The following is a 19,203-nucleotide window of genomic DNA, read 5'->3' on the forward strand; positions in this document are numbered from 1 at the left end:
CCGGCTCAGTCCTGGTTCTCCTGGGCCAGCGCCTCGTTCATGGCGTCGGCCAGGTTCGCGGCCGCCTCCTCGACGCTCTGCTCGCCGGTCCACGCCGAGGTGAGGAACTCGCCCTCGCGGCTGGCCCACGCGTCGGTGTTGCGCGACACGGGCAGGACCACGCCGTTCTCGGCCTGGTCGAGGAACGCCTGCAGGTTGAACTGCGGGAACGCATCGATGAAGGCCTGCTCGGTGCCCTCGTAGGAGCCGATGACGGTGCCGGTCTCGCTGGAGATCCGCGACGCCTCCTCGCCGCTGAGGAAGACGGCCAGCCGGGCGGCCTCCTCGGGGTGCTCGGTCGAGGCCAGCGCGACGTTGCCGATGCCGTTGATGATGGTCGCCTCCTGGGCGCCGCCCGGCAGCTCGGTGACGTCGAAGTTCTGCGACGAGTACTCGTCGTTGGCGAACCGGATCGCGTAGAACGAGCCGGTGGTCAGCATGGCCAGCCGGCCCGACATGAACTGCGCGACCGACTCGGTGTCGGCGAACGACTCCAGCGTCGGCGACACGTGGTGCACGTTGATCAGGTCGGTCCAGAACCTGATGCCCTCGATCGCCTCGGGGCTGTCGTAGCCCGACGTCGTGCCGTCCTCGGAGATGACCTCACCGCCGGCCTGGTAGATCGTGTTGTAGTACGTGGCCTGCGGGTCCATCGGCGCGCCGATGCCGTAGACGCTGCCGTCGGGCTTGGTCAGCGCCTGCGCGTTGGTGATGACGTCGTCCCAGGTCCAGTCCGGCGTCGGGTAGGCCACGCCGGCCTCGTCGAACAGCGCCTTGTTGTACCAGAGCCCGATGGTGTCGAAGTCCTTGGGCAGCGCGTACGTGGTGCCGTCGTCGACGAACAGGTCGACCAGCTGCTCGGGGTACTTGTCGATGTCGAGACCGGACTCCGCGAACGCGTCGTCCAGCGGCAGCAGCACGCCGCCGTCGATGTACTGGCCGATCTTCGCGCCGAGCATCCAGGCGACGTCCGGGCCGGTGCCGCCGGCGGTCGACGTCTGCAGCGTGCTCCAGTAGTCGGTCCACGGGATGATCTGGATCTCGACCGAGACGCCCGGGTTCTGCTCCTCGAACACGTCGAGGATCTGCCGGATCGCCGGCTCCTGGTCGGGCGAGAACGTCGCGAAGGTCAGGTCGACCTCCTCGCCGTCGCCGCCGGAGCCGCCGTCGGAGCCGCCGGCCGAGGCGCCGTTGTCGCCGCAGGCGGCCAGCGTCAGGACGGCCGCGGTGGCAGCCAGGGCCACCAGAGTCTTCGTCGACTTCATCGTCGTGTGCCTCTCGTTCGGATGGGTTCGTTCAGTTCAAGGGCCGCACGTGCGGGTCGATCCAGTCCACGTGCGCGGGCTCGGCACCGGCTGCCGGCGGCTGCACGACCAGCCGCAGCCGGGTGACGCCGGTGAGGTCCACGTCCAGCTCCTGCGCGGGGTCGCCCGCGGTGAGCTCGACCGTGGCGAGGACGCGCCCGTCGCCGACGACGGAACAGGTGGCCGTCGTGCCGGCGGGGCTCTCGTCGTCGACGCCGACGGACGCGGTGAGCCGCGCCGCGACGCCGTCGAGCACCCAGGTGACGTCCGACGGGGCGCAGACGCCGAGTCCCTTGGGGTGGTGCACGCCGGCCACGGACATCGGCCGACCGTCGGCGGGGTTGCCCTCGCCGTTGGACATGTCCCGCTCGACCGGACCGCTGCCGTTGGCGGCGGCGACCGGCGTGAGCGCGACGAGCGACGCGGGATCCGCGCCGAGGGGGCTGACGACGCGCACGTGCGCGAGGGTGGAGCGCCGGGCGCCGAGCGGGTCGCCGGCATGGACGGCCAGCACGGCGACGTGGCCGGGCTCGGTGCCTGCGGGGACGGTGACCGACCAGGCGACGGCGCCGTCGGCGGCCGGCTCGCGGGTGAGTCGCGGCGGGCCCCAGCCAGGCGGCACGACGAGGTGCGGCTCCGCCCCGCCGACCACGGCGGCGATCTCGACCGGCTCGCCGGGGACGCCACGGACGATCGGGCCGGCGACGGTGACCACGGACCGCGGCGTGGGCGCCGGGCGGGTGTGACCGGACGGCGCCAGCAGCACCAGCGCGCCGCCGTTCGGCCGCAGCGTGACGTCGACGGCGTCGGCGGCGGTGACCGTGCGGGTCGCCCGGGTGAGCCGGTCGCCGTCGTCGTCGGTGATGATCGTGGCGTTGTAGTCACCGGTGTTCAGCCCGAGAACGGTGAGGTCGACGGTGACGGCCTTCGGCTCGGCGAGCGCGGACAGCGCGCCGACGAACCACTCCGCGCCGGAGCGCCGGGCCAGCACGACGTACTCCCCGGCCCGCCCGGCCAGCAGCAGGGTCTCGTCCCAGTGCGCCCGGATCCGCTCGATCGCCGCCTCGGCGATCGGCCGCTTCGCGTACTCGTCGACGTCGTCGGCGTAGTTCAGCAGCCCGGACTCCAGCACGACGGCCAGCGCCAGCTCGTGCGCCTCGGTGGTGAGCCGGGCCTCTGCCGAGAAGGTCACCGGCGTGTAGTCGGCCGAGCCGACGACGTTGCGGGTGAACGGCACGATCGTGTTGTGCTCGGGGGTCAGCGGCTCGCTGTAGAAGACGTAATACTCCGCGCCGCGCACCGCCTCGTAGCTCATGACGTGCGGATACGTGCGGGCCCAGCCGCGTGGGATGACCGAGCCGTGGAAGTTGATCATCAGGCCGGCGCGGGCGCACTCGGCGATGACGTCGTCGTACCAGCGGTAACGCTCCTGCGCCTCGGACTCCATGAAGTCGACCTTGACGCCGGCGACGCCCCACGACGCCCACTCGGCCAGCTTGCGCCGCTGCTCCGGCGTCGCGAGGTGGTCCCAGACGACCCAGACGAACACGCCGACGCCGCGCTCGCTGGCCGCGGCGACCAACTCGGGTATCCAGACACCGTCCCAGCCGCAGTCGACCAGCACGTACTCCCAGCCGCGGGCCGCCGCGTAGTCGAGCATCCGCAACTGCTTGGACAGCTGCGCGCCGCTGTAGAAGTCCGACCACCACGACCACGCCGCGCGGCCCGGCCGCGCCCACACCGGCACGCCGTCCGCGGCCGGCGGCGCGAGGTCGTCCACGAGGTGCGACGCGACGACGGTCGCGAGATCGCCCAGGATCACGACCCGCCACGGCGTCGCCACGCTCGATCCGGACAGCGCGACGTCGCCGGCCAGCGTCACGGTCACCGCGCCGCCGCCGGCGTACCGGGCGAACGAGCCGCCGTACCGGCCGTCCAGGTCCGCCTCGGTGACCAGCGCGAACGTGTCGCCGGCCAGTTCGACGAGGAAGGGGAAGCCGTAGTCGCCGGGCTCCAGCGCGTCCAGCGTGCTGGTGAACCGGGTCGTCTCGTACCAGGGCGTATAGGTCAGCGGCCAGACCGCCGCCCGCTCCGGGAACCGCAGGGCGACGTCGCCGCCGGTGACCGTCACGCCGTCCAGGCCGTCAAGCACGAACCGCAGCGCGACGCCGTCGGACGCGGCCCGCAGCACGATCGCGACCTCGCCGCCGCCCACGCAGGCGAACCGGACGGTGCGCTCGCGGTGGTCCACGATGTGCCGGCCGACCCGCTTGCCGACGACCAGCTCGTACTCCTCGCTCACCTCGCGGGCGGCGTCGGACACGTACGTCGCGCCGGACAGCAGGTCGCGGCCGTCGGCCGTGCGCAGGTGCAGCTGTGCCGGCGGGGTGACCTGCACGTCGCCGGAGAGCGCCGTCCAGGTGAGACGGCCGCGGAACCAGGTGACGGCGACGGTGTGGCGGCCGTGCCGCACGGACCAGGTGGTGGACTCAGACACGACGAACTCCGGGACGACGGCGCACGTCGGCGGCGACGCGCTGGCGGGACGGGAAGACGAGTTCCTGGATGGCGACCGCGGCGGCACCGCGGGCCCACTCCTCGAACGGCAGGTCGCGCACGTGGATGGGCACCTGGTGGGCGGCGCCGAACGCCTGCTCCGCGAACGCCTCGCGGATGGCGGTCTCGAACAGGTCGAAGCTGGAGACGCCCTCACCGGCGACGATGACGCGCTCCGGGCCGAGCAGGTTGGCCACCGAGGCCAGCGCCAGCCCGATGAGCCGGCCGGCCCGGGCGAAGATCGCGCGGACGCCGTCGTCGCCGGAGCGGGCCAGCTCGACCGCGGACTCGATGGTGAGGTCGTCGCGGCCGGTGACGGCGCGGCAGCTGTCGAGCAGCGCCTTCGTCGACGCCTCGGCCTCGACGCAGCCGTGCGCGCCGCAGTGGCACTGGACGGCGGGGTCGCCGAGCGGCAGATGCCCGATCTCACCGGCGACGCTGTGCGCGCCGCGGACCAGCCCGCCGTCGACCACGAGGGCGCAGCCGATGCCGGTGCCGATCGTCACCACGGCGAAGTTCGTGATGCCGCGGCCGAGCCCGAACCACTGCTCGGCGACGGTGAGCGCCTTGACGTCGTTCTCGACCACGACGGGGGCGCCGACGGCGACGCTGACCGCGGCGCCGAGGTCGACGTCGCGCCAGCCGAGGAACGGCGAGTAGCGGACGTAGCCGGTGTCGTGGTCGATGTCACCGGAGAGGCTGAGCCCCAGGTCGTGGGGTGCGACCACGAAGCCGGCCGCCTCGGCCCGTTCGACCAGCTCGCGGTAGAACGCGGCGATGGCGGCGACCGCTGCGGCGACGGTGGTGTCGGCCAGCGGGCGGCGCTCGGACACCCGCGGCGCGCCGGCGAGGTCGCACACCATGCCGATCAGCTCGTCGCGCCGGACGATGATGCCGAACGAGCCGGTCTGCCGCGCGTGCACCCGCAGCGGGCTGCTCGGCCGGCCCATCCGGGTCTCGTCGTTCGCGGCCGGCTGGTCGGGCGCATACTCGAGGTAGCCCTCGTCGATGAGCAGCTTCGCCACCCTGGTGACGGCCGCCGACGACAGCCCGGTCTCGCGGGCGATGTCGACGCGGGCGATCGGACCGGCGGTGAGCGCGGTGAGGAAGACGGCGCCCTCGGCCGGAGTTCCCTCGACCGGGCCGCCTCGTTGGATCGGCACGGGAGTGACGCTACGAAGACTTAATAACCTTTGTCAAGTATGTAACTCGTGGGTGCCACCTGCGCGGCAGCGACGTGTCCGAGGTGCCGCGCAGGGGTACGCCTCGATGTCCACTGGCGTGGTCCGGGGTGCGCTGGGGGTGTTGGCGCCCCGTAGACGGCCATGATCATCAACGATCGCCTACCTCACCAGGCGTTCTCCCCCTCCACCAGGCATGCATGCCTCGCAGAGCGAACAAACGCCTAGGTAAGGCCCCCGAATCGCCGGGACATCTCACCCACTGGACACCACAGCTGCCGCGACGATCCCGATCACCAACCAGACGCCCCCCAGGGGAGCGTCGCCGGCGGCATAGGGCCACCGTCACGTCACGATCAACGGCGCAAGACGGCGAACGGCCGTCGCCCCGGTTCGACGGCGCACCAGAGCGGGCGGTGCCCGCACTCCCCCGCCCCCCTGATAGCTGCCCGCACCGAGACCGCGAGGGTGCGGGTCAAGCGGCCATCGCCGGCGCGAAGCGCCCACCAGTCCGCTTGAGGCGCACCCTCACGGCTCAGACAATCGGCAGCAGGGGGACACCCAACTTGAGCGCCCCCAGCCAACCGGTGCACCCCAAAGCGCACGGCAGCAAACCCGGCGAACGCCCGACGCCACCAAAGCGACGCCACCGAAGTAGCGCCCCTTGAGCGACGCCACTCGAGCGACGCGGGGCGGTCGCCATCGGCACACGCCCTGACGGTGACCCGGTCGAGATCCCGGCGGCGGACCGGACCGGACCCGCCCGTCACGGTGATCGCCATGCTCGCGCCGGCCGTCAGGCCGAGCCCCACCGAGACCGTCGCACCGCCCGTCGACGGGAACGAGACGGTGACGGGCAGCCCCCCGTTGACGCCGACCTGCGCCGTAGTGTCCGCGGTCGCAGTCGCGGTCGCGTCCGCGGTCGCGGTCGCGGTCGCGGCACAGTCGACGGCGACCAGCAGGCCGTCCAGCGGCGCCTCCAGCCTGCGAGCACGGCACCCCTCGTCGAGATGATGCGGAACCGGGCTGGGAGTCCCCGCCGCGTGGCGCCAACCGTGACTCCAGATCGGCCGAACTGACGAACCGCGCGCGCACCTGGAGCAAGTGATGATCTTGGTCGATCCGTCGACCGCGGCGGAAACGGCGACGGAGCGGACGGTGAACACTCCCCCGGCAGCCGCTCCCGGGGTGGATTCCGGGCAGGCCGTCCGGCAAGATGCGACACGGTCGCATCTGTTGACGCGACTGAGTCGCATGTGCGACCTTGTACTCGATGGGCGTTTGTATCTGAAATCTAATGGCCGCTCGGAGGTGCCGTGAGCTCGACCACGACCGGCCACAACACCCCCGTGGCACCCGCCGACAACCTCGACGATGACCTCGACGTTGACCACGACGATGACCTCGGGCAGGCGGCGCAGCGGCGCCGGACCACGCTCTGGATCGGCGGTCTGTCCGCCGGCCTGCTCGTCACCGTGGTCCTCGCGGTCGGGCTCGGCGCCGTCGGCATCGGCCCCGCCACCGTCGCCCGCATCGTGGGCCACCACACGCTCGGCAGCCCGGCCGGCGTCACCTGGACGCAGGCCGAGGACTCGATCGTCTGGCAGGTCCGGCTCCCCCGCGTGCTCCTCGGCGCCGTCGTCGGCGCGGCGCTGGCGGTGTGCGGCGTCGCGCTGCAGGCGATGGTGCGGAACCTGCTGGCCGACCCCTACCTGCTCGGCGTCACCTCCGGCGCGTCGACCGGCGCCGCGGCGGCGATCCTGTTCGGTCTCGGCGCCGGGTTCGGCGAGAACGCGCTGTCGGCGAGCGCGTTCCTCGGCGCGCTGGCCGCGTCGGCCGCGGTGTTCGTGGTGGCACGGGCGGGCGGGCGGATCACGTCGCTGCGGCTGCTGATGGCCGGCGTCGCGGTCGGGTACGCGCTCTACGCGGCGACCAGCTTCCTGATCTTCGCGTCCGACTCGGCCGAAGGCGCCCGCTCGGTGCTGTTCTGGCTGCTCGGCTCGCTCGGCCTGGCCCGCTGGGGGCTGCCGCTCGCCATCGTCGTCGTCATCGTCGGCCTGACACTGGCGGCGCTGCTGCTGTGGAGCCGGCGGCTGGACGCGCTCGCGATCGGCGACGAGACCGCCCACACGCTGGGCGTGCCGCCGACCCGGTTCCGGGTACAGCTGCTGATCGTCGTGTCGTTGTGCGTGGGCGCGGTCGTGGCGGCGTCCGGCGGCATCGGCTTCGTCGGCCTGGTCATCCCGCACGTCGCGCGCCGGTTCGTCGGCGCGGCGCACGGGCGGGTGGTCCCGGTGGCGGCACTGATGGGCGCGATCTTCCTGGTCTGGGCCGACGTCGTCGCGCGGACCGTGCTGGAGCCGCGCGAGCTGCCGATCGGCATCATCACCGCGCTCGTCGGCGCACCGTTCCTGCTGATCCTCGTCCGGCGCTTCCACTCCGCCGGCGTCTGACCCCGACCGTCCCGAGGAGACCGATGCGATACCTGCCGTCCGTCGTCGCGCTCGCGCTGCTGGTCACGGCCGCGGCGTGCGGCGCCGACGACACCAGCGACACGGCCGCGTCAGGCGCCGCCGGCGACTACCCGGTGACCATCGACAACTGCGGCGTCGACGTGACGGTCGACGCGCCGCCGGAGCGGGTGGTGCTGCTGGAGAGCGCTCCGGTGACGATCATGCACGACCTCGGCGTGCTGGATGCCGCCGTGCTGCGGGCCGGCGCGTTCCCCGAGGCGTACTACGACGACGAGACCAACGCCGCGATCGCCGGCATCGAGTCGCTCGGCGACGACGTCGATACCAGCGGCCACCTGCAGATCTCGCAGGAGGTCATCATCGCCCAGCAGCCGGACCTGGTGCTGGGGCTGCCCGACGGCATCACCCGCGAAGGGCTGTCCGGGGTGGGTATCGACGCGCTGATCCAGCCGGTGTACTGCCCCGCGGGCGTCGACGCGACGACGTTCGACGACGTCTACGAGCAGATCGAGACGTACGGCCGCGTCTTCGACCGCACCGACGAGGCCGACGCACTGGTCACCGAACTGCGCGACCGGGTCGCCACGGTCGAGGCGGCCGCCGAGGGAGCGCCGGAACGCACCGCGGCGGTGCTGTTCCCCACCGTCGGCGGCGGCAGCGGCTACGCGTACGGCAACCGCAGCATGGCACACCCGCAGCTCGAGGCGGCCGGCTTCAGGAACGTCTTCGGCGACGTCGACGAGCGGGTCTTCGAGGTGACGCTGGAGCAGATCATCGCCGCCGACCCGGACGTGCTGGTCCTGCTGCACGTCGACGGCGATCCGGCCGCGGTGAAGGACGCCGTCGTCAACCTGCCCGGTGCGGAGGACCTGCGTGCCGTCCGCGAGGACGACATCCTCGTGCAACTGTTCAACTTCACCGAGCCGCCCACGCCGCTGTCGATCGACGGGCTGGAGCGGATCGCCGAGCGGTTCGGCACCCGGTGATCGCCGCCGCCGACGTCTCGTTCGCCTACGGCGACACCCTGGTGCTCGACGGTGCCCGGGTCACCGCCGCACCCGGCCGGGTCGTCGGGCTGATCGGGCCGAACGGCAGCGGCAAGACCACATTGCTGCGCACCCTCTACGGCGCGCTCGCCCCGAAGGCCGGGCTGGTCACGCTGGACGAGACGCCGGTCGGCGAGCTGCGCCCGCGCGAGCTGGCCCGCCGGCTGGCCGTCGTGGTGCAGGAGGGCTCCGGCGAGCTGCCACTCTCCGTCACCGAGACGGTGCTGCTCGGCCGCGCGCCGCACCTGGCCACCTTCCAGCGCCACGGCCGCGACGACTACCGCATCGCCGCCGCGTCGCTGGCCCGGGTCGGCGCCCGGCACCTGGCCGGCCGGGTGTTCGCCGGGCTGTCCGGCGGCGAGAAGCAGCGGGTGCTGATCGCCCGCGCACTGGCCCAGCAGGCCGACCACCTGCTGCTCGACGAGCCCACCAACCACCTGGACATCCGCTACCAGCACGAGGTGTTGCAGCTGGTCAGCCGGCTGGACGTCACGACGGTGGTGGTGCTGCACGACCTCAACCTCGCCGCCCGCTACTGCGACGAGCTGGTGCTGCTCGACGGCGGCAGGGTCGCCGCCGCGGGCCCGCCCGACGCCGTCCTGCGCGCCGAGGTGCTGGAGCCGGTGTACCGCATCGGCGTCCAGCGCATCGACACCGGCGACGGCGTCCAGCTGCTGTTCCGTCCCCTCGACCCCACCCCCGAAGGAGCGTCCGCATGACCGACGTGACCGCCGCCCAGGACAACATCAACCGCTACTGGACCGAGCGCGCCGACTCCTACGACGCCCACCACCTGCGTCAGATCGGCAACGCCGAGATGAAGACCGGGTGGACGGACGTGTGGCGGCGCGCGCTGCCCGCGCCGCCGGCCCGCGTGCTCGACGTCGGCACCGGCACCGGACACGTCGCGCTGATCCTCGCGGAGCTGGGTTACGACGTCGTCGGCACGGACCTCGCCCCCGGGATGCTGGCGAAGGCCCGGGAGAAGGCGGCCGGACTGGCGCACCCACCGGAACTGCTGATCGGCGACGCCGTCACGCCGGACTTCGCGCCGGCCACGTTCGACGTCGTCACCAACCGGTACCTGCTGTGGACGCTGCGCACCCCCGAGGTCGCGCTGCGCAACTGGCGGGCGCTGCTGCGGCCGGGTGGGCTGCTGGCCGCCGTCGACAGCACCTGGTTCCCGGCCGGCATCCATCCGATCGGCACCGACACGGACACCCCGCTCGAGCGGCAGCCCGGGTTCCGCGACCGGTACGACCGCGACGTGCTGTCGCTGCTGCCGCTGGCGGAGGCAGCCACCATCGACGACTCCGCGGCGCTGGTCCGCGCGGCCGGGTTCGCCGACGTCACCGTCACGCCGCTGCCGGAGATCCTCGACCTCGACCGCCGCCACGGCGTCGCCGACGGGCACGAGGTGCAGCTGCAGTTCCTCGTCACCGGGCGGGCGGTCTGATCATTCGACCAGCTTGCCCTCGGTGGAGACCTCCTGGATGAGGGCGGCGATCTCGGCGGGCACCGGCGGGATCTCCTCGCGGACGACCCCCGTGGCGGGTGACCACACGAGGTTGACGCGCAGCACGGGGTCGAGCTCGGGGTGGTCGGCGCGGTTGTGGCAGCCGCGGGACTCGCGACGCTCGAGCGCGGCCTCGAGCGTCGCCCGGGCGGACAGCGCGGACGCCTTCAGGTCGAAGGCGTGGGCGAGGTCCTGGAAGCCGGCGATGTCGGGATGGATGCCGACGTCGCGCATGCGCGCCTCGATGTGGTCGAGCTCGGCGAGCCCCGTCTTGAGGCCCGGCTCGTCGCGGACGACGCCGGCGTGCTCCGTCATGGTGTCGCGGATCGATCGCTGCAGGGCACGCACGTTCTCGCGCCCGTCGGCCGCCAGCAACTCGTCGATCTCGGCCCTGGCCTGCGCCACCGCCTCGGGCGAGCGGCGCTGGGCGTCGAGGCCGGCGGAGTGCGCGACGGCGGCCCGGCCCACGATGCGGCCGAAGACGAGCAGCTCGATCAACGAGTTGCCGCCGAGACGGTTGGCGCCGTGCAGCCCGCTGGAGGCCTCGCCGATGGCGTAAAGGCCGCCGACGTCGGTGCCGTGGTCGTCGGGGCGCACCCAGACACCGCCCATCGAGTAGTGCGCCGTCGGCGCGACCTCGATCGGGTCGGTGGTGATGTCGAGCATCTGGACCTCGAGCATCGTCTGATAGACGCGCGGCAGCCGCGTCATGATCGTCTCACGCGGCAGGTGCGACACGTCCAGCCAGACGCCGCCCTTCTCGGTGCCGCGCCCCGCCTTGATCTCGGTGTACGCCGCCAGCGCGACGCGGTCGCGGGTCGACAGCTCCAGGCGCTCGGGGTCGTACTTCGCCATGAACCGCTCGCCGAGCGCGTTGCGCAGGATGCCGCCCTCGCCGCGCGCGGCCTCGGAGATGAGCGTCCCCGCCGCGTTCTCGGGCTCGATGATGCCGGACGGGTGGAACTGGACGAGCTCGGGGTCGCGCAGCCGCGCGCCCGCGTCGACGGCGAGCCGGAAGGAGTCGCCGGTGTTCTCGTCGCGACGCGAGGAGGTGCGGCGCCAGATGCGGTTGTGACCGCCGGCCGCCAGGATGACGGCGTCGGCGTGGATGAGGTACCGGGTGCCGTCGCGCAGGTCGAAGCCGTACGCGCCGAAGACGACGTTGTCGCGCACGAGGATGCGGGTGACGTACAGGCTGTCGATGATCGGGATGCCCAGTTGCCCAGTGCGCCGCACCAGGGTGCGCTGGATCTCCAGCCCGGTGTAGTCGCCGGCGAACGCCGTGCGCCGGTACTTGTGCGCGCCGAAGAAGCGCTGGGAGATGCGGCCGTCGGCCTCGCGGGCGAACTCCATGCCGTAGCGCTCGAGGTCGCGGATGCCGCGCTCGGCCCCCTGCGCGACGATCTCGACCGTGTGCGGGTTGGCCAGGAAGTAGCTCTCCTTGATGGTGTCGGCGGCGTGCTGCTGCCAGGAGTCGTCGGCGTCCATGGTGCCGAGCGCGGCGTTGATGCCGCCGGCCGCGAGCGCGGTGTGGGCGTCGTCGCGCGGGCGCTTGCCGACGGCGAGCACGTCGATGCCCTGCTCGGCGACCTCGATGGCCGCCCGCAGCCCCGACCCTCCCGTCCCGATCACGAGCACCGTGGTGGACAGCTGCCGATGGGGGATGCCTGCGCTCATGTCCTTCACGCTAGGCGTGCCCACTCGATGTGGCCAATGCATTGTTGGCGTCGTTTCGATGCGCCTACGCTATTGGCTATGAACCTGGAGCAGCTGCGCGGATTCGTGGAGGTCGCCCGGCTCGGCCACTTCACCCGCGCCGCGGAACAGCTGCACCTCGCGCAGCCCTCGCTCAGCCGGCAGATCTCGTCGCTCGAGAGCGACCTGGGCGCAGAGCTCTTCCACCGCGCACGCGGGCACATCTCGCTCACCGCGGCCGGCGAGGCGCTGCTGCCGCTCGCGCGGCGCATGCTCGCCGACGCCGACAGCGTCCGGCGCGAGATGGCGGAGCTGGCCGGCTTGCGGCGCGGCCGGGTCCGGCTGGGCGCCACGCCCACGCTGTGCATCAGCCTGGTCGCCGAGGCGATCAGCACCTTCCACGGCGCCCATCCGGGCATCGACCTGCACGTCACCGAGGGCGGCTCGCGCGCCCTGATCGACGACCTGGCCGGCGGGGCGCTCGACCTCGCGCTCATCACCGCGGCCGAGGGCGGGCCGGCCGCCGGGGCCAGCCTCACCCGCACTCCCCTGCTGACCGAGGAGCTGGTGGTCGTCTCGTCCGCCGCGCGACCGCCCGTCGCCGCGCAGCCGTCGATCGATCTCGACCGGCTGGCCCGGCTCCCCCAGATCGTCTTCCACGAGAGCTACGACCTGCGCGTGACCACCGAGGCGGCCTTCCGCGCCGCCGGGCTCGCCCCTTCCGTCGTGCTCGAAGGGGCCGAGATGGACGCGGTACTGCGCTTCGTCGAGCGCGGCCTGGGCGTCGCCGTCGTCCCCGCGATGGTCCTGCTCGACCGTCCCGGGCTCCGCTCGGTGCGCCTCACGAAGCCCCGGCTGACCCGCACCGTCAGCCTGGCCCGCCGCTCCGACGTCACCCCGACCCGGGCGGCCGCGGCGATGCAGCGCACGATCGCCACCACGGCCGAAGCGCTCGCGGCCGGCAGCGCACTGGTCAGTCCGGCAGCGGCTGCGGCTCGGGCCCGCCGGTCCACGCCCAGCGGGTGAAGGTCGGGCCGGTCAGTGCCTCCCACCAGGCCAGCGCACGCTCCGGGCGCAGCTCCCAGAGCCGGTTCGGCGGGTCCATGGCCAGCCGGTACGCGGTGCCGTCGGGCGTGAGGTACTTCGCCGCCATGGCGTCGTCAACCCGCGCACGCACGGCGTCGTCGTCGACCCGCGCCGTCGTGCCCTCGACCACCAGGACGTCCTGCCCGCCGTCGAGGTGGACGGCGGCGCGCGGCTCGGCGGCGAGGTTGCGGCCCTTCACGGAGTCGGGGTCGGTGCTGAAGTACAGCCGGCCGTCCTGCCAGACGCCCCACAGCGGCACCACGTGCGGGCGGCCGTCGGGACGGGTGCTGGACAACCAGTAGTCGGTGGCCCGCTCGAGGCGGCGACGGTGATGCGGCCATGGGACCCGATGGGTGGCGGTCATGGCGGCACCCTCTCATCCGGCACCGACGGGGCTGGAGGTCTGGGTCGGAGGGGGCGGCGGATGCTGCGCCGGCTCCGCGCTATCCGCCGAGCCCATCGGCGAAGGTGAGCAGGTCGGCGGCGAGCAGGCCGGGCGCCTCGAGCGCGGCGAAATGGCCGCCGCACGGCAGGTCGGTCCAGCGCTCCAGCCGGCACATCCGCTCGACCCACGACCGCGGCGGATCCTCCCGGAACCCGCGCTCGCGACCGAACCGGGCGACGGCGGCCGGCACCTCGACCCGCAGTCCGGGCGGCAGCAGCGCCGTACCGGCGGCCCGGTTGTCGGCGTAGTCGAGCACGGACGTCTCGATGGTGCCGGTCGCCCACCACCAGGTCAGCAGCTCGGGCAGCGCGTCGCGGCCGGCCCGGGCGGCGACCGTCGGGCCGAGGGCGGGGTCGGTCCAGGCGGCCCACTTGTCGAGCACCCACGCGGCCAGGCCGGCGGGCGAGTCGAGCAGCGCCGGCACGAGCGCGCCGGGCCGGGTCGACTGGATCTCCTTGTAGCCGTTCTCGCCGCGCCACCAGGCCTCGAAGCGGTCGAGATAGTCGCGCTCCCGCGGCGTGGGCGGGTCGTCCGGATCCGGCGACGGGCCGAGGTCGAGGTTGGACAGGTGCAGACCGGCGAGCAGCTCGGGCCGGTCCAGCGCCAGCCAGGTCGCGGCCGCCGAGCCGAAGTCCGTCCCGTGCGCGACGAACCGGCCGTACCCGAGCGTCGTCATCGCCTCCGCCAGCAGCCCGGCGGTGTCGCGGGTCGTCCACCGTCCGGCCGGCCGCGTGGACAGCCCGTACCCGGGCAGCGACGCGACGACGACGGTGCGCGGCGCGAGCAGCGGGACCAGCCGCTCGAACTCCAGGAAGCTGCTCGGCCAGCCGTGCAGCAGGAGCAGCGGCGGCCGCTCGTCGCCGTCGTGCAGCGCGACGTGGAGCTCGGTGGTGCCGGCCCGGACCAGCAGGTGCCGGGCCCGGTTGACGCGCGCCTCGGCGGCCGGCCAGTCGAAGCCGCCTGCCCACCACTCGCACAGGTCGCGCAGCTCATCGGTCCGCGGGCCGAGCGCGTCGTCGCCGGACTCCCGCCGCGGCCAGCGGGTCGCCCGGAGCCGCTCGGCGAGCCCGTCGAGCACGGGCCGGCCGACCGCGATCGTCGTCGGCTCGAGGTCCACGGCCTCAGCCTAGCTATATCTACTTGCATGTATATATGTATCGATGTATGTTCGAGCCATGGACGAACTGCTGCAGCACCGGCTGAGCGTCATCGCGGAACCGAACCGGTTCCGCATCGTGGAGCTGCTGCGGTCCGGTCCGCTCAGCGTCGGCGCCATCGTCGACGCTCTCGAACTGGCGCAGCCGCACGTGTCGCGGCACCTGCGGCTGCTGGCCGACGCCGGCGTCGTCGACGTGACGCGGCAGGCCCAGCAGCGCATCTACCGGCTGCGGCCGGAGCCGCTGCGCGACATCGGCACCTGGGCGCAGAGCTTCGCCGTCCTGTGGACCGAGCGGCTCGACCGCCTCGGCGACTTCCTCGACGACACCGACCAGAACGGAGACCGCTCGTGACCGCCGACGGCATCGTCATCGACGAGCAGACGAACACGCTGACCATCGCGCGGCACTACCGCGCGCCGGCCGGCCGGGTGTGGACGGCGTGGACCGATCCGGACGCCGTCGCCCGCTGGTGGGGCCCGCACGGCTGGACCACCACCGTCGAGCGCATGGACGTCCGCCCCGGCGGCCAGTGGCGCTTCTCCATGGCCCCCGACGACGGGTCGGCCGACCCCGTCCACATCGTCGTCACCTACCGCGAGGTGCGGCCGCACGAGCAGCTGCGCTACGTCGACCAGTTCGCCGCGGCGGACTGGACCGTCACCGGCGACGGTGTACTGACCGACGTCGCCTTCACCGCCGACGACACCGGCACCCGGGTGACCGTCACCGCCGCGTTCGCCGACCGCGACGCCCTGCAGCAGGCCGTCGCCCTCGGCATGGCGGACGGCTACCAGGAGGCACTCGCCCGCCTCGGCACCGTCGTCGACACCCACTGAAAGGAACTGATCGTGAACACCCTGACCTCGAAGGACGGCACCACCATCGCGTACGAGACGACCGGCTCCGGCCCCGCCGTCATCATCATCAGCACGGTCGCCGAGGACCACACCGGCGTCGCCGGCATCGCCGCCGAGCTGGCCCAGCACTTCACCGTCGTCAACTTCGACCGGCGCGGCCGCGGCGGCAGCGGCGACCCGCAGCCGTACGACCCGGCCCGCGAGATCGACGACATCGAGGCACTCATCGATACCGTCGGCGGCCGCGCGGCGCTGGTCAGCGGGTCGGGCGGCTGCGTGCTCGCGCTGGACGCCGCCAGCGCGCTCGGCCCGAAGGTCACCGGCCTCGGGCTGTTCGAGCCGCCCTTCATCGTCAGCGGCATCCGCCCGCCGTCGCCGGCAGGCTACGTCGCGCACCAGGAGGCACTGGTCGCGGCGGGCCGGCGCAGCGAGGCGGTCGAGTACTTCATGACCGAGCTGCTGCTGGTCCCGGCCGAGTGGGTCGAGGGCATGAAGCAGGACCCGTCGTGGGACGCGATGGCCGCGCTCGCGCACACCTATGCCTATGACGGGCGCATCGTGCAGGGTACGCAGGACGGCAAGCCGCTCCCCCGCGACCGCTGGTCGATCGACGCCCCGGTCGTGGTGCTGGTCGGCGAGCACGGCGAGCCGTTCGTGCACGAGGGCGCCCACGCGCTGGCCGACGTGCTGCCGCACGTCACGGTCGAGACCCTGCCCGGCCTGGACCACTCGGCGTTCTGGATGGCGCCCGGTCCCGTCGCGGAGTCCGTCCGCGCCTTCCTGACCCGCTGATCGGGTGGGCGGCGGCTCCTTCACGGGGCCGCCGCCCCGACATCGGTCAGTCGGTGCCGGCCTCCATGGCCGCCCGGTCGAGCATGACCTCGTCGGCGTCGACCTCGCCGCGCGAGGCGATGGCCTCGGCGCCGCCCTCCGGAAGCTCGCCGATGAGGTGCGTCGCGCCGATGAGCTCGGCGTGGGAGTCGCCGACCAGGCCGAGGCCCGCGTACTGCTCGAGCTTGGCCCGGGAGTCGGCGATGTCGAGGTTGCGCATGGTCAGCTGGCCGATGCGGTCGACCGGGCCGAAGGCGGAGTCCTCAGTGCGCTCCATCGACAGCTTGTCCGGGTGGTAGCTCAGTGCCGGGCCGTTGGTGTCGAGGATCGAGTAGTCCTCCCCGCGCCGCAGCCGCAGCGTCACCTCGCCCGTCACCGCCGAGCCGACCCAGCGCTGCAGCGACTCGCGCAGCATGAGCGCCTGCGGGTCGAGCCAGCGGCCCTCGTACATGAGCCGGCCGAGCCGCCGGCCCTCGTTGTGGTAGTTGGCGACGGTGTCCTCGTTGTGGATGGCGTTGACCAGCCGCTCGTAGGCCGCGTGCAGCAGCGCCATGCCGGGCGCCTCGTAGATGCCGCGGCTCTTGGCCTCGATGATGCGGTTCTCGATCTGGTCGGACATGCCCAGCCCGTGCCGTCCGCCGACGGCGTTCGCCTCGAGGACCAGCTCGACCGCGCTGCCGAACTCGTGGCCGTTGATGCTGACCGGCCGGCCCTGCTCGAAGCCGATGGTGACGTCCTCGGTGGCGATCGCGACCTCGGGGTCCCAGAACCGGACGCCCATGATCGGGTCGACGGTCTCGATGCCGTTGTCGAGGTGCTCCAGCGTCTTCGCCTCGTGCGTCGCGCCCCAGATGTTCGCGTCGGTCGAGTACGCCTTCTCGGTGCTGTCGCGGTACGGGAGGTCGTGCTCGCGCAGCCACTCGCTCATCTCGCGCCGGCCGCCCAGCTCACCCACGAACGCGGCGTCGAGCCACGGCTTGTAGATGCGCAGGTTCGGGTTGGCGAGCAGGCCGTAGCGGTAGAACCGCTCGATGTCGTTCCCCTTGAACGTCGACCCGTCGCCCCAGATCTGGACGTCGTCCTCGAGCATCGCCCGCACCAGCAGGGTGCCCGTGACCGCGCGGCCGAGAGGGGTGGTGTTGTAGTAGCTGCGGCCGCCCGAGCGGATGTGGAACGCGCCGCACGTCAGCGCGGCCAGCCCTTCCTCGACCAGCGCGGCGCGGCAGTCGACCAGCCGGGCGATCTCGGCGCCGTAGAGCTTCGCCCGCCCCGGCACCGAGTCGATGTCGTCCTCGTCGGCCTGACCGAGGTCGGCGGTGTACGTGCACGGCACCGCCCCCTTGTCGCGCATCCACGCCACCGCCACGGAGGTGTCGAGACCGCCGGAGAACGCAATGCCGACCCGCTCGCCGGCGGGCAGGGAGGTGAGCACCTTGGACACGAGCAAAAGTATGCAGGGTTCCGCATGACTATGCAAGCGGGTCTTCTGGTGATGTGGCCCACCCTGACCGACTGGGCTGGCGCTGCGCCGCGGGGTGGCGACGACGACCGGCTGACACCGGAGCGCCGGGGTGCCCGTTGGCCGGACCGACCGTTCGCCGTTGGTGCGACCGTTCGCCGTTGGTGCGACCGTTCGCCGTCCCCCCTGCTGTCCCATTCTCTTGCCGCGAACGTGGGCCTCGAGCGGACCGACGGGGCGCTCCGCGCCGGTGATGACCGCATGACCCGCACGCCCGCACGCCCGCAGCCCGCAGCCCGCAGCCCGCAGCCCGCAGCCCGCAGCCAAGAACGTGGCCGCTATCCGGGGGACGGGGCGAGCCCGGGCACGCCTCGATGTTCACCGGCGTGGTCCCGGGGCGTGTGCCGTGGGGTGACGTCGTGGTGGCGCCTGTGGACAGCCATGATCATCAACGATCGCATCCATCACCAGGCGTTCTGGTGCTTCACGAGGCACGCATGCCAGGCGAAGCGGGAGAACGCCTGGTGATGGCTCCTTGATCGCCGGCGACCGTGGCCCCGGCCTCAGTGAACTCCCGCACCGACCTCGCACACCGATCTCACCGTCGACCACGACGGCGTCCCATGGCTGCCGCCGGCCTTGCTCCGCGTCACCCGTCGACCGTGCCCGAAGCCTCCCGCCGGCCTTGCCCCGGCTCCCGTGAGCCGATGCGCCGGATGCCCTGATGCACGTCGGCCGACCTGTGGACCACGATGATCATCAACGATCGCATCCATCACCAGGTGTTCTCCCACTTCACCAGGTACGCAGATCTGGTGAAGCGAACAGAGTCCTCGTGATGGCTCACCAACGGCGCCGAAGTCTCACCGTGGACGCCACCACCACCCGGCCGGCCCCGAGCCGCCGGCAAGGCCGCCGTCACGCGTCGGGCGACGGATCCGGGAGGGCGGGATGCTCCGTCGGGTAGAGGGCGGCGACGAACCCGAAGACGGCGTCGCCGGAGCGCGGGATCGCGCTGAACTCGCGAACCAGCTCCAGCACCTTCTCCCAGAACTCCATCCCCCGCTCCCGCGGGATGCGGGCGTGGCGGTGGATGCTCATCATCACGTCGGCCTCGTACGCGGCCCGAGCCTCGGCCGACGCGACCGAGAGGTCGTTCTCCCAGATGACCGGGTGGTCGACCTTGCCGATGCGGAACAGCCGCGCCGTCCGGCCGTAGTAGCGCTCGTCGATGGCCCGCACCCGCCGGGTCCGGACGACGCGCAGCAGGCCGGCGTCGACCAACACTCCTACGTGGTGCGCGACGGTCGACTTGGGGCGGCCGACCGCCGCGGCCAGCTCGGTGACCGTCGCCGCGCGCTCGAGGACCAGATCGAGGAGGGTCGATCGCAGTGGGTCGGACATCGCGCGCAGCTGCGCCGGCGCCGTCACTACGGCCTGGTCGTCCAGGTCGTAGTCGGGCGTCGCGCGATCGATCGACATTTCCGGTCCATTCCATTAGTTTGGATTGATCCGTAGATCTGGATCATATCGAACCCGAGAGGGCGAACCACC

General features: G+C 72.6%; 16 protein-coding genes. 8 read left to right on the forward strand and 8 right to left on the reverse strand.

Features of this window, described 5'->3' with window-relative positions:
• Window positions 1–5 precede the first annotated feature (5 nt).
• The 3 genes from DZA62_RS21780 to DZA62_RS21790 are packed head-to-tail and all read right to left on the reverse strand — an operon-like array spanning window position 6 to window position 5,062.
• Window positions 6–1,304 carry an ABC transporter substrate-binding protein gene (locus DZA62_RS21780; RefSeq protein WP_116951043.1) on the reverse strand — a complete coding sequence of 433 codons (1,299 nt, stop codon included), beginning with the start codon at window positions 1,302–1,304 and terminating at the stop codon, window positions 6–8.
• Between the two features lie 31 nt (window positions 1,305–1,335).
• Window positions 1,336–3,840: a glycoside hydrolase family 97 catalytic domain-containing protein gene (locus tag DZA62_RS21785; RefSeq protein WP_198664044.1), complete on the reverse strand. Its 2,505-nt coding sequence runs from the start codon at window positions 3,838–3,840 to the stop codon at window positions 1,336–1,338.
• Window positions 3,833–5,062, reverse strand: a complete 1,230-nt coding sequence (locus DZA62_RS21790) for an ROK family transcriptional regulator (protein ID WP_198664045.1) — start codon at window positions 5,060–5,062, stop codon at window positions 3,833–3,835. The genes DZA62_RS21785 and DZA62_RS21790 overlap by 8 nt, the downstream gene beginning before the upstream one ends.
• Window positions 5,063–6,429: 1,367 nt before the next feature.
• Between DZA62_RS21790 and DZA62_RS21800 the strand changes: the two genes are divergently transcribed.
• Genes DZA62_RS21800 through DZA62_RS21815 form a run of 4 tightly spaced genes read left to right on the forward strand, consistent with a single transcriptional unit; the run spans window position 6,430 to window position 10,056 of the window.
• The gene (locus DZA62_RS21800) at window positions 6,430–7,533 is read left to right on the forward strand and encodes a FecCD family ABC transporter permease (RefSeq protein ID WP_116951136.1); all 1,104 of its coding nucleotides are present in this window, start codon (window positions 6,430–6,432) and stop codon (window positions 7,531–7,533) included.
• 23 nt (window positions 7,534–7,556) lie between these two features.
• The gene (locus tag DZA62_RS21805; RefSeq protein ID WP_116951046.1) at window positions 7,557–8,540 is read left to right on the forward strand and encodes an ABC transporter substrate-binding protein; all 984 of its coding nucleotides are present in this window, start codon (window positions 7,557–7,559) and stop codon (window positions 8,538–8,540) included.
• Window positions 8,537–9,319 carry an ABC transporter ATP-binding protein gene (locus DZA62_RS21810; RefSeq protein ID WP_116951047.1) on the forward strand — a complete coding sequence of 261 codons (783 nt, stop codon included), beginning with the start codon at window positions 8,537–8,539 and terminating at the stop codon, window positions 9,317–9,319. The genes DZA62_RS21805 and DZA62_RS21810 overlap by 4 nt, the downstream gene beginning before the upstream one ends.
• Window positions 9,316–10,056: a class I SAM-dependent methyltransferase gene (locus DZA62_RS21815; RefSeq protein WP_116951048.1), complete on the forward strand. Its 741-nt coding sequence runs from the start codon at window positions 9,316–9,318 to the stop codon at window positions 10,054–10,056. The genes DZA62_RS21810 and DZA62_RS21815 overlap by 4 nt, the downstream gene beginning before the upstream one ends.
• Here DZA62_RS21815 and DZA62_RS21820 read toward each other — a convergent pair whose 3' ends face one another.
• Window positions 10,057–11,793, reverse strand: a complete 1,737-nt coding sequence (locus DZA62_RS21820) for an L-aspartate oxidase (RefSeq protein ID WP_116951137.1) — start codon at window positions 11,791–11,793, stop codon at window positions 10,057–10,059.
• A gap of 78 nt (window positions 11,794–11,871) precedes the next feature.
• On the opposite strand from DZA62_RS21820, the gene DZA62_RS21825 reads away from it, so the two are divergent.
• Complete coding sequence (locus DZA62_RS21825) at window positions 11,872–12,837, forward strand: LysR family transcriptional regulator (protein WP_116951049.1); 966 nt, start codon at window positions 11,872–11,874, stop codon at window positions 12,835–12,837.
• Here the strand turns inward: DZA62_RS21825 and DZA62_RS21830 are convergent.
• Window positions 12,785–13,261 carry a pyridoxamine 5'-phosphate oxidase family protein gene (locus DZA62_RS21830; RefSeq protein WP_116951050.1) on the reverse strand — a complete coding sequence of 159 codons (477 nt, stop codon included), beginning with the start codon at window positions 13,259–13,261 and terminating at the stop codon, window positions 12,785–12,787. The genes DZA62_RS21825 and DZA62_RS21830 overlap by 53 nt on opposite strands.
• A gap of 79 nt (window positions 13,262–13,340) precedes the next feature.
• Complete coding sequence (locus DZA62_RS21835; protein WP_116951051.1) at window positions 13,341–14,459, reverse strand: epoxide hydrolase family protein; 1,119 nt, start codon at window positions 14,457–14,459, stop codon at window positions 13,341–13,343.
• A gap of 58 nt (window positions 14,460–14,517) precedes the next feature.
• On the opposite strand from DZA62_RS21835, the gene DZA62_RS21840 reads away from it, so the two are divergent.
• The 3 genes from DZA62_RS21840 to DZA62_RS21850 are packed head-to-tail and all read left to right on the forward strand — an operon-like array spanning window position 14,518 to window position 16,151.
• Window positions 14,518–14,853, forward strand: a complete 336-nt coding sequence (locus tag DZA62_RS21840; RefSeq protein WP_116951052.1) for an ArsR/SmtB family transcription factor — start codon at window positions 14,518–14,520, stop codon at window positions 14,851–14,853.
• Complete coding sequence (locus tag DZA62_RS21845; protein ID WP_157987824.1) at window positions 14,850–15,338, forward strand: SRPBCC family protein; 489 nt, start codon at window positions 14,850–14,852, stop codon at window positions 15,336–15,338. The genes DZA62_RS21840 and DZA62_RS21845 overlap by 4 nt, the downstream gene beginning before the upstream one ends.
• A 12-nt stretch (window positions 15,339–15,350) precedes the next feature.
• On the forward strand, window positions 15,351–16,151 hold the full coding sequence (locus tag DZA62_RS21850; protein ID WP_116951053.1) for an alpha/beta fold hydrolase: 801 nt from the start codon (window positions 15,351–15,353) through the stop codon (window positions 16,149–16,151).
• A gap of 46 nt (window positions 16,152–16,197) precedes the next feature.
• Here the strand turns inward: DZA62_RS21850 and argG are convergent, their stop codons facing one another.
• Window positions 16,198–17,631: an argininosuccinate synthase gene (argG, locus tag DZA62_RS21855; RefSeq protein ID WP_116951054.1), complete on the reverse strand. Its 1,434-nt coding sequence runs from the start codon at window positions 17,629–17,631 to the stop codon at window positions 16,198–16,200.
• 936 nt (window positions 17,632–18,567) lie between these two features.
• Entirely contained in the window at window positions 18,568–19,131 is a 564-nt protein-coding gene (locus tag DZA62_RS21865) for an ArsR/SmtB family transcription factor (protein WP_116951056.1), read from the reverse strand.
• Window positions 19,132–19,203 lie beyond the last annotated feature (72 nt).

It is taken from the genome of Jiangella endophytica (genome assembly GCF_003427025.1).
GTDB classification, from domain to species: domain Bacteria; phylum Actinomycetota; class Actinomycetes; order Jiangellales; family Jiangellaceae; genus Jiangella; species Jiangella endophytica.

Excerpts from the sequence above, each read along its gene's own strand:
- DZA62_RS21780 (WP_116951043.1), bottom strand. The coding sequence starts at position 1,304 with ATGAAGTCGACGAAGACTCTGGTGGCCCTGGCTGCCACCGCGGCCGTC.
- DZA62_RS21815 (WP_116951048.1), top strand. The coding sequence starts at position 9,316 with ATGACCGACGTGACCGCCGCCCAGGACAACATCAACCGCTACTGGACC.
- DZA62_RS21820 (WP_116951137.1), bottom strand. The coding sequence starts at position 11,793 with ATGAGCGCAGGCATCCCCCATCGGCAGCTGTCCACCACGGTGCTCGTG.
- DZA62_RS21805 (WP_116951046.1), top strand. The coding sequence starts at position 7,557 with ATGCGATACCTGCCGTCCGTCGTCGCGCTCGCGCTGCTGGTCACGGCC.
- DZA62_RS21830 (WP_116951050.1), bottom strand. The coding sequence starts at position 13,261 with ATGACCGCCACCCATCGGGTCCCATGGCCGCATCACCGTCGCCGCCTC.
- DZA62_RS21840 (WP_116951052.1), top strand. The coding sequence starts at position 14,518 with ATGGACGAACTGCTGCAGCACCGGCTGAGCGTCATCGCGGAACCGAAC.
- DZA62_RS21865 (WP_116951056.1), bottom strand. The coding sequence starts at position 19,131 with ATGTCGATCGATCGCGCGACGCCCGACTACGACCTGGACGACCAGGCC.
- DZA62_RS21825 (WP_116951049.1), top strand. The coding sequence starts at position 11,872 with ATGAACCTGGAGCAGCTGCGCGGATTCGTGGAGGTCGCCCGGCTCGGC.